Below are 13275 nucleotides of genomic sequence, written 5' to 3' on the forward strand. Positions count from 1 at the left end.
GAGGGAGCCGAGCCGTCGGGCTCGGCCCCGAATGTGGTCTCAGGCATTCGCAGATTCGAGTGCGCGGTCCTCGGCGGCGTTCTGCCGCAGTGCCTTCCAGCCGATGATGGCCAGGGCGCCGAGGGCGAGGACACCGAAGATGTACGCCGGGGCGAGGGCAATGATGCCGAAGATGTTTGTCTCGCCGAGCCGGTTGGAGCCGAAGCTCAGTCCGCGGCTGGGAGCGAAGTTGCCGAAGAAGTAGAAGCAGACGTTCGACCATCCGTCGAGAACGACGATGTAGCCGAGCCGTTTCGCGGTCTTGAGCGGGAAGGCGAGCCTGGGTAGGACCACGGCGACCGCGATGACCATCATGCCGTTGAGGGCCGGCCCCATGTGCGCCTTCGCCCACCCTTCCGGCGAGCCCGGGATATTGAAGTGGATGATGTATCCCGGGACGATCTCGAATCCGCCGACGAGATTCATCCACAGGAACAGGCCGAACACCAGGGTGCTGAAGATCATCAGCACACCGTGGCCGTACATCTTCCGTTCGAGGGTTTTCATGATTTCTCCGTGTATCTCGAGGGTGGGATATCGCGTCAGCGATCGCCCAGAACAGGTTGGTGGTAGGTGCTCGCGAAGAACATCAGCGGGGAGCCGTCCTCGGATTCACAGCGCGTGACGCGGGCCAGGAAGAGGGTGTGGTCGTGCACGTCGATTGTGTCGAAGACCTTGCATTCGAACCGCGCCAGGCTTCCGAGCAGCGTGGAAACATAGTCGCCCGCAACAAATTCCGGAATCCAATCCGCATCCCGGCGGCCGCAGAAGTAGCGCGAATGTTGCTGCTGGCTCTCGCTGAGGACGGAGACGCCGTACCAACCGCTCTTGGAGATCAGCTCGTGGGCGTACCCGGGTTTGAGTGAGATCATCACGGTCGGGGGATCGAGACTGATCGAGGTGAAACTGTTGATGGTGGCACCATGGACTCCGCCGGCTCCGTCATCCATCGTCACCACCGCGATCCCGGTGGCGAACAGGGCCACCGACGTGCGGAACTTAATCGAGTCGGCGACCGTGTCGACGGGCGCAGGCGCGGTGGGCGCCGCCTCGGGATGCGCTTGCGCGGTGCGGGTCATGACTGCGCTCCCGCCTCCGCGAAAGGACGCTCGGACTCCTCTGCGGCGCCGGTGCTGTTCTGCTCGACCCAGGCCTTCATGTTCTCCGGGCTCGAGAAGACATCCCACTGGGCCTCGGGGTAGTTGAAGTTGTCGGTGAACTTGTCGGCCAACTTCCGATCCAGGCTGACCGCGCCGAGGAGTTCCACCAGTTCATTGGGAAGAGTCCTCAGGTTGGTCAGCATGTAGTTGGTCCACCTAGTGGCGCCGAGGACACGGTTCGCGCGGCGCGCGTCGACACGCTCACAGAACAGTTCGTCGAACACCTCTTGGCCGGCAATCTCCTCGCCCAGAACATGCGCAGCGTACGAGGCCATGTTGCCGCCCTGGCCCAGCATCGGGTCGACCGTCGCGTGGGCGTCGCCGAGCAGGACGGCGAGTTTGCCGTTGGCGAGCCTGATGTGGCCGTGGCGCACCGTCGGCGTCACCCCGCCCTGGAGGATGTCCAATGGACCGTTGGCCAGATCGAACTCCTCCACGTCGATCCGCTCCACGAGGGTCGGGTAGTGAGTGCGGAGCTTTTCGAGCAGGAGATCGAGGAAGGCGCGCGGGTCATCGTCATAATGGGTCTTGGCGAGGATCTCCAGATCGCCACCGGGGTGATTCTCCATCACCAACGCTGTCGAGTGACCGCAGAAGGTCACCGTGGGGATTTCGATCATCTCTCCGGCACCAGGCGCGATGTAGAAGGTGACGGCGCGGGTTTCCGGTTCGGCGATGCCCTTGAACAGGCCCACACACAGCTGACGCTGCGGCTCGCTGAACGGGGAAGTCTGCTCGTCTCGCGCGAAGAGTTGGCCGAGTCCACCCTTGCCGGTGCCCACGACGACGAGGTCGTATTCGTCCGAGAGGTCGGTGAGGTCCTCGACGCCGACCGGCCGGTACTCGATCTTGCCGCCGCGTTCTTCGAAGTCCTGCATCAACTGCGGCAGGTAGATCCGGTAGTCCACCGCTCGACTGGGCTTGGCGTAATCTCCGTAGAACTCGATCGGCATCGAGGGGACGCCGATGTAGTAGTAGTGACCGAAGTAGCCGTCGTTCGGCCAGTGATTGACGCCGAGGTCATCCTCGTGCGCAACGGTCACCGAGTGATGCGCCACCGTGTTGAGCAGCCGCACATTCGCGTACTCCTCGGGCCTCCGATCCGTGAAAATCGTTGCATCGATCCCCTTCTCGTTCAGGTACAGACCGAGGTGCAGGCCAGCGGTTCCGGCTCCGACGATGGCGATTCGCTTGCTCATGGATGGTCTCCTCATGCAGTCGCGGAGGAACGCGACGGTGGGTATGGACGAGGGGTTCGGTGACCGGCCCGAACGCCTTCGGCGCATCAAGCGGTCTTTCACCCGATGTTCGTGGTCTGTGACCAGCATCACCGAGTATGCGCAGGTCTGATCGGCCATTCATTGACTCGGGCGCACGGATAGTTGGACAAACCCGCACAGCAAACTTGTCTGATTGTGGCGGAGTAACGGGCGCGAGCCGCGGCTACCTCGTCGTTATGGATTTGCAACGTTCTGCCCCTCAAGCTGGGTGCCCACAGGGTCTTTGGTATCGAAGGCGGGATGTGCGGGCGATGCTCGGTGCACTTGCTTTCGCGGGGAGTCACTGCCGAGCTCGTCCTCCGAGTTGATCGAGGAGAGTCGGCATGGTCGGCGCTGTTCTCAGCCCCTGGTTGCGGCGATCGACGCCGCAGGGTGCACGGGTAGCGTGGGGCATGGAGGCGGGAAGATGCATGACCCATCGCGCGCAGCGGGTGACACAACGGGCGAACCCGAGCCTGAATCGATGCGCCGGGTATCGGCGTTCGAGACCTGCCGCCTCGACGAAGCCCAGGCAGCCCTCGGTCAGACGTACTACCCGCACCGACTGGACCAGCTCACCACGGACCCCGACCTCACCATGTCGCTGCGCACGGTCCGGCTCGGTCCACTGACCCTTGGGCGACTGTCGTACGGAGCGGAAGTCAGCCTGGACTTCGGTGAGCTCGAAAACGCCTACCACGTGAGTATTCCGCTGTCGGGCAGCGTCGAGACGCAGACCGGCCGACAGACCAACATCTTCACTCCCGAGCGCGCATGCATCTACCTGCCGCACCAGCCGACCCGGATCACGCGGTGGAGCGCGGACGGCGTCCAATACGGCATCAAGTTCGACCGCGACTACCTCGAAGCCGAGCTGCGCGCCCTCCTCGGCCGTCCCGCCCGTACGCCGGTGACGTTCGACCCGGTACTCGACCTGTCCAGCCGAGAGGGTGCCAGCTGGTTGGCGTTGGTCCGGACCCTTACCGCTGACCTGGACGAGGACCACAGCCTGCTTTACAACCCGCTGATGTCCGGCCAGCTGGTAAACGCGTTGACCACCGGTCTGCTGCTGGCGGCGAAGCACGAGCACCGCGACCTGCTGGTCTCGCCGGCACCGGCGGCCCGGCCTCGCACCATCAAGCTCGCCATCGATGCGATGCACGCCCATCCCGAGGAGGCATGGACCGTCCGCGGGCTGGCGGAATTGGTCGGCGTCAGCGTGCGCACCCTGCAGGACGGATTTGCGCGGTACGTCGGTATCTCGCCGGTGACCTATCTCCGGGACCTCCGGCTCGAGCGCGCCCATCAGGACCTGATTCAGGCGGATGCGCGTCACGATGCGGTCGCCGATGTGGCCTACCGCTGGGGTTTTCGGCACCTCGGTCGATTCGCCGCCGACTACCGCAGGCGGTACGGGCAGTCGCCGTCGCAAACCCTGGCCACGACGTAGTTGACGAAAATCCCTACGCCCCGAAAGTTCCTGCGCTATCTGGACAATCCCTGCGCCATATGGACCGTCGCCACCGTGTGATGCATCTATCGTTGCCAGCGGGGGCCAGACCCATTGGGACGCAGCCCCATCCCGAAGGTGCTGCTGTTGAACGGCTGAACCTTGCTGCTTTTGGCACTGTTCGCCCCGCCGGACGGTGCGCAGTCGCCTGAGCCTCCTGCCTGATGACAATCGACGTCCAGCCGAGCGCGGCGCCCCCACCCGCCGCACGGCTTCCTGTGGAATAAGGACCAGCCTGTGAGTGCCCTCTTTTCGTGCAACGATCTGCCCGCCCACGAACAGTTCGATGCCTGGCGTGAGACGGTCTCCAACGCGTTCGTGCCACTGGACGCGAAGTTCCACACCGCCGGCCCGTTCCATGGTGAACTTCTGACCGAGGCGGTCGGTTCGCTGCAGGTTTCCGAGGTCAGCGGAGGGGCTGTGGAGGTGTGCCGGACACCGGATGCGATCCGGCGCTCGGACCCGGGCTACCTGAAGTTGGGGATGCAGATCCGCGGCTACTGTGTCTTGACCCAGGACGATCGGGAGGCCGCCCTGACCCCGGGGGATTTCAGCATCTACGACACCAGACGGCCGTACCAGGTCTGCTTCGAGAGGGACTTCGCGCAGTTGGTGGTGATGTTCCCCCACGAGTTGATCCATCTGCGGCCGGACGCCCTCGACGAGATGACGGCCAGGAGGGTCTCCGGCCGCCGGGGGATCGGCGGCCTGGTCTCGAAGTTCCTCGTCGGGATGGCCGAACAGTTGCGGGGCGTCGAAGAGCTGACGGCAAACCAACACCTGTCCAATGGGGTGCTCAATCTGCTCGCGGCGGCGCTGTCCGAGCAACTCGGCTGCGAATCGAATGTGCCGCCCGAGACACACCGGGCTGCTCTGATTTTGCAGATCAAGGCCTTCGTCGATGCCCGGCTTTACGACCCGGAGCTCAGTTCACACCTCATCGCCCGCGCCCACAACATCTCGCCGCGCTATCTGCAGAAGATGTTCGAGGGTGAAGGGACCACCGTAACGGAGTGGATCCGCAGGCGACGTCTCGAGAACTGTCGCCGTGATCTCGTCGACCCACGGCTCAGTACGACACCGATCGCGACGATCGCCGCGCAGTGGGGACTTCTCGATTCGTCGTACTTTTCGAAGCTATTCAAAACTACGTACGGGATGTCACCGCGGGAGTTCCGATCGCAGGCGGAACGCCCCGTAATCGATGCCGCTGGTACGCCTGCGCAGAACTACTCGGACGCAGACTGACGGTGCGAGCGCATACTGACAGGTGTCGACCTCGACGTGGCGCCGAGGCGGCGATTCACAGGCCGGTTCGTCGGCGCGCAATTCTTCGGCGAGACAGACCGTGTACCCGTCACACGCCCGGTGGAGGAGAAATGCAAATACAACAACTGCAAAGAACAATGGCCGGCCACGGGGTCCTGATGATCTTCTCAACCCTCATCTCCGGCGTGCTGTTATGGATCAAGCTGCTCGGGGGATGGGAAGTGCGGCCCGGCCGTATCGTCCGATTCGACATTCCCGGGACCGAAGAGGGTTGGGCCCGTGCTCATACCGGCCCGGTTCTCAACGGGGTGATGGTAATTGCGGTCGCCTGGGTCATGCCGTTCACCGGCATGAAAGAGAAGCTGGCCAATCGGCTGGGATGGATCGTCATCCTCGATGGCTGGTCTAACGTGCTCTTCTACTTCTTCGGGAACCTCACGAAGAGCCGCGCCCTGAGTTTCGGATCCAATCGCCACGGCAAGACCAACATCTTCGGCGTCCTCGGCCTCGGCCCCGCGTACTTCTTCGGAGTGCTGGCCGCGATCGCGCTGCCGATCATCGGCTGGAACGCGATCAAGAACGCGAATTCGACCACGACCGAGGGGCCGATATCGGATCCACCCGCGACACGGCTGAGCGGGCGACCTGAAGGCCGAGGAAACCCCGGTGCATTCGCCGGACGCTGATGGTGTGACGTGGACTCCGACCCGTCCGACCCAGCGCCGCTCGGCGCACCGGTGGCGATGGCGGTGAGGTCGACGCCGCCTGACCCCATGACGACAGTCGGTTCGTCGGCGGGCAGTGGCGGCACCTTGTTGACGGCGCTGTATGCCGGTGTTCTTCGACGAGGTGATCCGACCGAAGCTACTTCACGACATCCCTCTGCCCGCCACCTTTCTGGTTGATCAACACGATGACCTCACCGACCCACGAACTTTGGAGAAGTTGATGTCCACAGCTCTGACCCACGCAGCCGACGCCCAGCAGTCCGGCGCGAACGGCCACATCTCGCTCGAACGCAACCACAAACGGATCCGGGTGTTCTTCGCAGGTCAGGCTGTCGCCGACACCACCCGCGCTGTGTACCTGTTCGAGAAGGGGCACCTGCCGATCTACTACATCCCCCGCGACGACGTGCGCACCGACTTCCTCGAGCCCATCGACGCCACCACGCTGTGCCCGTGGAAAGGCAAGGCCAGGTACTGGGATCTCGTCGTCGGCGACCGTCGCGCGGCGCAGTCCGTGTGGGGCTACGACGTCCAGTTGGAGGACTCCCTCGATCTCAGCCCGTATGTCGCGTTCTACTGGCACAAGATGGACACTTGGTACGAGGAGGACCAGCAGGTGTTCGTGCACGCGCGCGACCCCTACGTCCGCGTCGACGTCCTGCCGTCCTCCCGGCACGTGGAGGTCTTCATCGGCGACACCCTCGTCGCCGACACCACCCGTCCGCGGCTGCTATTCGAGACCTCGCTGCCGGTCCGTTACTACATCCCGCGTATCGACGTCCGCTCCGAGTTCTTCACCGGCTCCGACACCAAGACATCCTGCCCGTACAAGGGCACGGCGTCGTATCTGTCATTCACCGGGTCGAAGGATAAGGACTCCGTCGAGGACGCCGCCTGGTACTACCCGTTCACGACGGCGGAGGCTTCGGGTATCGGCGACCATGTGTCGTTCTACCCCGACCGGGCCAGGATCGTCGTCGACGGCGTCTCAGTGGAGGGGGGCTGTACGACCTCTCCTTGAATTTCGTACCTTGACCGGTGTCGCTGCGAGGCAGAAGTGGCAGTGTTGATTGTGTACCCATCGTCGAACTTCCTCGGCAAGTGTGCAATCTGCACCGCAAACTCGCAGTCGGCGATGGCCTGAAGATGCGTGGGCCCGTGACCATTTCAAGGTCGATCCGGCCGCCGGCCGGTACATCTTCGTCGCCGGCGGCATCGGTATCACCCCGATCATCGCGATGGCCGACCACGTCCGCGCGAACGGAAAGGACTACGAGATCCATTACTGCGGGCGCGATGTGGCCACGATGGCACTACTCGAGCGGCTGACCACCGATCACGGCGACCGGCTGCATGTGCACTCGAGTGCCGCGGGCACCCGGCTCGACATCGAGGCACTGCTGAAGAACCCGGCCGACGGCACCCAGATCTACTCGTGCGGCCCTGAGCGTCTGCTCTCCACGCTGGGGGCAGCCGCCGGTCACTGGCCGGACGATTCGCTGCACGTCGAGCATTTCACATCGACTTTTGGCGAAGCTCGATCCGGACAACCTCAATGTCGAGCTCTGCGACTCCGGTCTCACCATCCAAAAACCGAACGGGCCGAGAGCAAGTTGATGATGACCTGCTGCTCCCGCGCCTGCGGGACGTCAATCACCCTCGGACTTTGATCCGATTGCCCAGCATACGATTAGAAGGAGAACACAGGATGAGAAAGATGAAAGCAGTGGAAGTAAGACAGCCTGGAGGGCCTCTGCAACTCGTAGAGCGTGACGTGCCCAAGCCCGGAACGGGACAGGTTCTCATCAAGGTACAGGCTTGCGGGATCTGTCACAGCGACGTTTTCACCAAGGAGGGCTTGTGGCCCGGCCTCCAGTTTCCCCGTGTTCCTGGACATGAAATTGCCGGGATCATCAATGGGGTCGGTTCGGACGTGGACGAGTGGAAACCGGGCCAACGGGTCGGCGTGGGGTGGCACGGAGGACATTGCGGCCGTTGCGAACCCTGCCGCCGCGGCGATTTTGTCCTCTGCCAGAGCGCGCTAGGGCATGTCTCCCAATAACTTGAGCCACTCGACGATGCCGGCGAGCAGGAATCCGGCGCGGTAGGTGAGGGCGAGTTTGTCGTAGCGAGTGGCCACCGCACGCCACTGTTTCGCCTTGTTGAAGGCCCGTTCGACCACGTTGCGCCCCTTGTAGGACTCCGGGTCGAAGTTCGGTGGCCGCCCGCCCGCGCGGCCCTTGTTCACCCGGTTCGCTGCCTGATCGGTCTTCTCGGGGATCACCGCCTTGATGCCTCTGCTTCGCAGCAGTTCCCGGTTTGCCCGTGATGAGTACGCCTTGTCGGCCCGGACCTCGACGGGGCGCGTGCGGTGCGCTCCGCCCGCGAGCCGCGGCACGCAGATGCCCTCCAGCACGTGGGCGAACATCGGACTGTCACCGGCTTGGCCTGGGCCGACCAGCACCGACAGCGGGCGCCCGTGACCGTCGCACGCCAGGTGCGCCTTGCTGGTCAACCCGCCCCTCGACCGGCCGATGCCGTGATCGGCAGGCTCGTCACGCAGGTTCGTGTAATTCGGTAGATCCCCCTGTGTGGCGGGCGGCGTTCGCACCGTGCTGATGGACACGGACCACTGTGGAATCGACCGATACCGCCCAGTCCAGGTTCCCGCCGGCGTCGGCCATCGCGACCAGAGCCGTCAGCACCCGATCCCAGGTTCCGTCTCCGGCGTATCGGCGATGTCGCTTCCACACCGTCTTCCACGGCCCGAAATGCGACGGGAGATCTCGCCAGGGCAACCCGGTCCGCAGTCGATACAGCATCCCCTCGACCACCACACGATTGTTCCGGAACTTCCGCCCCCGGAGCCCATCGGAACTGGGCAACAGCAGCGCGAGCAACTCCCACTGCTTGTCCGTCAACACCTCAAACCGATCAACAACGTCTGCCACACCGAAGAGTCTGCAGCACAACACCACAAATCATTGGGAGACACACCCTAGTGCCGGGCATTAGCTATGACGGAGGCTATGCCGACTACATGGTCGCTCCCGTAGAAGCCTTGGCGTGGCTTCCGGACGACCTCTCTGACGTTGAGGCGGCCCCCCTACTGTGCGCCGGCATCACCACCTTCAACGCGCTTCGCCACAGTGGGGCGCAACCCGGCGACGTGGTCGCCATCCTCGGCGTCGGCGGTCTTGGACATTTGGGTGTGCAATATGCGACCAAGATGGGCTTCGAGACAGTGGCGATCGCCAGGGGGAAAGACAAAGAGGCGTGGGCAAAGAAATTAGGCGCCCGCCACTACATCGACAGCAGCGCACAGAACGTGGCAGAGGCGCTCACCGCCCTCGGCGGGGCGAAGGTCATCCTCGCGACCGTCACGAGCGGTAAGGCAATGAGTGCTACTGTCGGCGGGCTCGGCATCGACGGGAAACTGATTATGGTCGGCATCTCGGAGGAGCCGGTAGAGGTGCCCATCGCCCAGTTCATTATGGGACGACATTCAGTTCAGGGTTGGCCGTCAGGGACCTCGGCGGACTCACAGGATACATTAGCCTTCAGCGCCCTGGCGGGCGTCAGACCGATGATCGAGGAGTTCCCGCTCGAACGCGCGGCTGAAGCCTACGACCGCATGGTGAGCGGAGGAGCACGGTTCAGGGTGGTGTTAACGACCGGCTGAATAGCGCGCCCCGATCTTTCGCGTGGCAGACGAGTCGGCCTGATCGTGTTAGGTAGCCGAGTAATGATGACGAGGCTCGCCCTGGATTCAGCGCTTGCGCTCTTCGCCAATACCCGTAGCTTCCCACCAACGACAGGCACGCAACCCTCACGGCATGGCGAGTGAAGGAGTCAACCACCTGCAACACTGGACCGCGGGTATCACGGCGTGCAAATGTGTCCCCAAACGCACTTTTGCGCGCACTTCCGGCGCAGCCACCCGTCCGAGGTGACGCGTAACCTGGGTCGCGGAGGCTGAAGATGCACGAATCATCGCGCACAGCGGGCGACCCCGAATCGGCGCGCCGGGTGTTGGCGTTCGAAGCCCGTCATCTCGACGAGGCCCGGGCGGCCGTCGGTCGGATGTACTACCCGCACCGGCTGGCCCAGCTCACCACGGACTCCGACCTCGCCATGTCGCTGCGCACGGTCCGGCTCGGTCCGCTGACTCTGGGGCGGCTGTCGTACGGAGCGGAAGTCAGCCTGGACTTCGGTGAGCTCGAAAACGCCTACCACGTGAGTATTCCGTTGTCGGGCCGCGTCGAGACGGAGTCCGGCGGAGAGACAAATGTGTTCACTCCGGAGCGTGCGTGCATCTACCTGCCGCATCGCGCGACCAGGATCACGCGCTGGAGTGCAGACGGCATCCAATACGGCATCAAGTTCGACCGCGACTACCTCGAAGCCGAACTGCGCGCGATCCTGGGACGGCCGCCGCAAACTCCGGTGACGTTCGACCCGGTACTCGATCTGTCCCGTAGGGAGGGGGCAAGCTGGTTGGCTCTGGTCCGGACCCTTACAGCGGACCTGGACGAGGACGCCGGCCTGCTCTACAACCCGCTGATGTCCCGTCCGCTGGTACAGGCGTTGACCACCGGTCTGTTGCTGGCGGCGAATCACGATCACCGCGAACTGCTGGTCGCGCCGACACCGGCCGCCGCCCGCCCGCGCACCATCAAGCTGGCCCTCGATGCGATGCACGCCCACCCCGAGGAGCCGTGGACCGTCAGCGGGCTGGCGGAGCTCGTCGGCGTCAGCGTGCGCACCCTGCAGGACGGATTTGCGCGGTTCGTCGGCGTCTCCCCGGTGACCTATCTTCGGGACCTCCGGCTCGAGCGCGCCCATCAGGACCTGATTGCGGCGGATCCGCGCCACGATGCGGTCGCCGATGTGGCCTACCGCTGGGGTTTTCGGCACGCCGGCCGATTCGCCGCCGACTACCGAAGGCGGTATGGGCAGTCGCCGTCGAAAACCCTGACTACGACGTAGTAACGAAAACCCCCTGCGTTTCTGAAAGTCTCTGCGCTATGTGGACAATCCCTGCGCCGGATGGACAGTCACCGACGTGTGACGCATCTAACCTCGTGCCAACAGGAGCGAGACCCCCCATCGGGGCGTGGCTATGAAAGAAGGTCGTGTAAATGCGTCAAGGCGATATTTCGTCAAATCCCGCCACGGTGGGGGCCTCGGTAGTCGACGACACAATGCCGCGCCCGCACACCAACACCCCTTCCGGCCATGGATTGACGGAAAACGCACTGATCGGCCGGCGCCGGCCCACTGGTCCGGAACCACGTACAGTCCGCATCTCGGACGGCACGCGGTCCGGCGGGGTGTCGTATCCGGCGACATACGTGAAGTCGCACTGAGGCAAGCCGCCGATTCGCCATCGGTGCCCGGCTCTGACCTCGGTCACCGGAGGGAAGGTGAGTCAGAGTCGATGGACAGCAGCATCCGGGAGATGGTTCCCCTCGAGGAATATGCGTTCGTGCTCGTATACGACGGTGGCAAGCCGGCGATGGAGAGCCCGTCCGCGTGCGCTCAGGTAGACGCGAACCTTGCGGCGATCCACCGAGTCGACCTCGCGATACACGGCTGCGGTGGACACCAGACGGTCGACGATGCGGGTCAGCGTCGCACCGTTCGCCCCGGTCCGGACAATCAGGTCCGCCATCGTCAAACCGCGCTCTCGAGCGAGCGACTCGAGCACCAACCAGTGATCGAGGGCAAGCCCGTGGGGTTTGAGTGCCGTGTCGATATCGGCAGCCAGGCGCCGAGACGCGCGGGTCAGCGACGCCGCCAGGGACTCCGGCCGATCCTCGTCCGGGATCTGTCTCTCCGCCATCTCGATCCTCCCCTGTTGCCCGAACTGCATTCATGACAAATACTTTCATTTGAGATGATATACGCACCCGAACGTACCCGGTCGTCGGACTGGACGATCGCGATGGTGGTGCCCCTGCAAGGGCCCGCCGGCCTTTTCGGGCCCTCGTGTGAGGCGATGAGCGAGCTGGTCGCCCGCGACCTGAACGACGCGGGCGGCATTCTGGGCCGCGAGGTCCGGATAGAAGTGGTCGACGGCGGTGGTGATCCCGCACGAGTTGCGGCCGAAGTGGGTGCGCTGGTCGATCAGGGCCGCATCGATGCCGTCACCGGCTGGCACATTTCGTCCGTACGTCACACCCTCGCGCCCCTGCTCGCGGGCCGCGTTCCCTACGTCTATCCGGCATTGTACGAAGGCGGGGAACACCGACCTGGTGTCTACTGCAGCGGTGAAACGCCGCGACTGCAGATCGAACCCGCGTTGCGCTGGATGCGCGAACACATGGGAATGCGGAGGTGGTACGTGGTCGGCGATGACTACGTCTGGCCGCGCCGCTCCGCAGCGGCCGTGCACGCGTTCGCCGACGAAATCGGACTGGACATCGTCGGTCAGTCGTTCGTCAGTCTCGGTGGCCGAAACATCGGGCGCGTCGTCCGACGCATCGCCGAGACCGAGTGCGATGGAGTGTGCATGCTCCTGGTCGGACAAGACGCTGTGGCCTTCAACCGGAGCTTCGCCCGTGCCGGCCTTCAGGACCGGCTGATCAGGTTCACACCCTTGATGGACGAGAACATGATGATCGCGAGCGGACCCGGCGCGTTGGTGGGAATGTTCGCGGCCGCGTCCTACTTTCGGTCGAAGGTGGATACGAACTCGATGGCCCTGCTGGGCAGGTACGTCGACCTCCACGGACCGGACGGCCCACCGATCACCGCCGTATCGGAGTCGTGTTATGAAGGCGGGCAGACCCTGGCGCACCTGATCGGTCGCGCCGGCAGCCCCTCGATCGCCGCCATCGACGCTGCGCTCGACGGGACCGCGTACGAGGGCCCCCGCGGCACCGTCGAGTTCAAAGGCCGCAGGGCGCATCAACCGGTACACCTGGCGGTCGCCGACGGGCTCGATTTCGACGTCCTCACGACCTTGTAGCCTGCACCGCTACCTGGCTGAATGGCTCGCAGCGAACGTCACTACCGGCGGGCCGGTGATAGTCGGCGGTCTCGACGACGACTCACCCATCGGCGGGCCCCACGCATATCCGACGACGACGCCGGTCCCTGCCCGACCGCATCGGGGCAGTGCATCGGGCCCGCTCGCATCGTCGTCACGATCCTGGCGCGGCGGGCCGCGCACTACGAAACAACCCGAAGGGTGCCTATCCATTGACGGACATTCACCTACAGTCTATTTTCATATGAGAATGTTTCGGGCTTCACTCGCACGGACATCCACCTCGCGAATCGTAGCCGGAACATTCCCCATCGTG

12 protein-coding genes and 2 pseudogenes are annotated in these 13275 nt (G+C 64.1%); 9 read left to right on the plus strand and 5 right to left on the minus strand.

Features of this window, described 5'->3' with window-relative positions; genetic code table 11:
* Positions 1–39: 39 nt before the first annotated feature.
* The 3 genes from styC (OYT95_RS42935) to styA are packed head-to-tail and all read right to left on the minus strand — an operon-like array spanning position 40 to position 2398.
* Positions 40–546: a styrene-oxide isomerase StyC gene (gene styC / locus OYT95_RS42935; protein WP_005562988.1), complete on the minus strand. Its 507-nt coding sequence runs from the start codon at positions 544–546 to the stop codon at positions 40–42.
* 35 nt (positions 547–581) lie between these two features.
* Positions 582–1118, minus strand: a complete 537-nt coding sequence (gene styB, locus OYT95_RS42940) for a styrene monooxygenase NADH-dependent flavin reductase subunit StyB (RefSeq protein WP_268792588.1) — start codon at positions 1116–1118, stop codon at positions 582–584.
* Positions 1115–2398 (minus strand): styrene monooxygenase subunit StyA, encoded by a 1284-nt coding sequence (gene styA, locus OYT95_RS42945; RefSeq protein WP_268792589.1) that lies wholly within the window; start codon positions 2396–2398, stop codon positions 1115–1117. Before styA ends, styB begins: the two co-directional genes overlap by 4 nt.
* Before the next feature lie 544 nt (positions 2399–2942).
* Here styA and OYT95_RS42950 point away from each other — a divergent pair.
* The 6 genes and pseudogenes from OYT95_RS42950 to OYT95_RS42975 all read left to right on the plus strand — a co-directional run.
* On the plus strand, positions 2943–3908 hold the full coding sequence (locus OYT95_RS42950) for an AraC family transcriptional regulator (RefSeq protein WP_268792590.1): 966 nt from the start codon (positions 2943–2945) through the stop codon (positions 3906–3908).
* Positions 3909–4205: 297 nt separating this feature from the next.
* Positions 4206–5216, plus strand: a complete 1011-nt coding sequence (locus OYT95_RS42955) for a helix-turn-helix domain-containing protein (protein ID WP_268792591.1) — start codon at positions 4206–4208, stop codon at positions 5214–5216.
* Positions 5217–5374: 158 nt separating this feature from the next.
* Positions 5375–5923 (plus strand): styrene-oxide isomerase StyC, encoded by a 549-nt coding sequence (styC, locus tag OYT95_RS42960; protein WP_268793250.1) that lies wholly within the window; start codon positions 5375–5377, stop codon positions 5921–5923.
* A 262-nt stretch (positions 5924–6185) separates the two neighbouring features.
* Positions 6186–6986, plus strand: a complete 801-nt coding sequence (locus OYT95_RS42965) for a DUF427 domain-containing protein (RefSeq protein WP_268792592.1) — start codon at positions 6186–6188, stop codon at positions 6984–6986.
* A gap of 82 nt (positions 6987–7068) precedes the next feature.
* Positions 7069–7635, plus strand: coding sequence for a ferredoxin reductase (locus OYT95_RS42970; RefSeq protein ID WP_268792593.1), 567 nt, complete (start codon positions 7069–7071; stop codon positions 7633–7635).
* A 38-nt stretch (positions 7636–7673) separates the two neighbouring features.
* Positions 7674–8009 (plus strand): annotated as a pseudogene (locus OYT95_RS42975) (alcohol dehydrogenase catalytic domain-containing protein); the annotation flags it as partial.
* Here the strand turns inward: OYT95_RS42975 and OYT95_RS42980 are convergent.
* A protein-coding gene (locus tag OYT95_RS42980; protein ID WP_370185358.1) for an IS5 family transposase occupies positions 8007–8916 on the minus strand; the annotation gives its coding sequence in 2 pieces (ribosomal slippage) (positions 8007–8522 and positions 8524–8916; 909 coding nt in all). The pseudogene OYT95_RS42975 and the gene OYT95_RS42980 overlap by 3 nt on opposite strands.
* A gap of 47 nt (positions 8917–8963) precedes the next feature.
* On the opposite strand from OYT95_RS42980, the pseudogene OYT95_RS42985 reads away from it, so the two are divergent.
* Both OYT95_RS42985 and OYT95_RS42990 read left to right on the plus strand, forming a co-directional pair.
* Positions 8964–9647: pseudogene (locus OYT95_RS42985) on the plus strand (zinc-binding dehydrogenase); the annotation flags it as partial.
* A gap of 299 nt (positions 9648–9946) precedes the next feature.
* Positions 9947–10954: an AraC family transcriptional regulator gene (locus tag OYT95_RS42990; protein WP_268792594.1), complete on the plus strand. Its 1008-nt coding sequence runs from the start codon at positions 9947–9949 to the stop codon at positions 10952–10954.
* 442 nt (positions 10955–11396) lie between these two features.
* On the opposite strand, the gene OYT95_RS42995 is transcribed toward OYT95_RS42990, so the two are convergent.
* Positions 11397–11810: a MarR family winged helix-turn-helix transcriptional regulator gene (locus OYT95_RS42995; RefSeq protein ID WP_268792595.1), complete on the minus strand. Its 414-nt coding sequence runs from the start codon at positions 11808–11810 to the stop codon at positions 11397–11399.
* Between the two features lie 54 nt (positions 11811–11864).
* On the opposite strand from OYT95_RS42995, the gene OYT95_RS43000 reads away from it, so the two are divergent.
* A complete protein-coding gene (locus OYT95_RS43000) occupies positions 11865–12938 on the plus strand; it encodes a substrate-binding domain-containing protein (protein ID WP_268792596.1) in 1074 nt (357 codons plus the stop codon).
* Positions 12939–13275: the final 337 nt, after the last annotated feature.

Origin of the sequence: Rhodococcus sp. JS3073, assembly GCF_026810085.1 — a bacterium.
Taxonomy (GTDB): domain Bacteria; phylum Actinomycetota; class Actinomycetes; order Mycobacteriales; family Mycobacteriaceae; genus Rhodococcus_F; species Rhodococcus_F wratislaviensis.

Bases quoted from the DNA above. Each gene is read 5' to 3' on its own strand.
- styC (WP_005562988.1), bottom strand. From the start codon at position 546: ATGAAAACCCTCGAACGGAAGATGTACGGCCACGGTGTGCTGATGATC.
- OYT95_RS42950 (WP_268792590.1), top strand. From the start codon at position 2,943: ATGCGCCGGGTATCGGCGTTCGAGACCTGCCGCCTCGACGAAGCCCAG.
- OYT95_RS42990 (WP_268792594.1), top strand. From the start codon at position 9,947: ATGCACGAATCATCGCGCACAGCGGGCGACCCCGAATCGGCGCGCCGG.
- styC (WP_268793250.1), top strand. From the start codon at position 5,375: ATGGCCGGCCACGGGGTCCTGATGATCTTCTCAACCCTCATCTCCGGC.
- OYT95_RS42965 (WP_268792592.1), top strand. From the start codon at position 6,186: ATGTCCACAGCTCTGACCCACGCAGCCGACGCCCAGCAGTCCGGCGCG.
- styA (WP_268792589.1), bottom strand. From the start codon at position 2,398: ATGAGCAAGCGAATCGCCATCGTCGGAGCCGGAACCGCTGGCCTGCAC.
- OYT95_RS43000 (WP_268792596.1), top strand. From the start codon at position 11,865: ATGATATACGCACCCGAACGTACCCGGTCGTCGGACTGGACGATCGCG.
- styB (WP_268792588.1), bottom strand. From the start codon at position 1,118: ATGACCCGCACCGCGCAAGCGCATCCCGAGGCGGCGCCCACCGCGCCT.
- OYT95_RS42995 (WP_268792595.1), bottom strand. From the start codon at position 11,810: ATGGCGGAGAGACAGATCCCGGACGAGGATCGGCCGGAGTCCCTGGCG.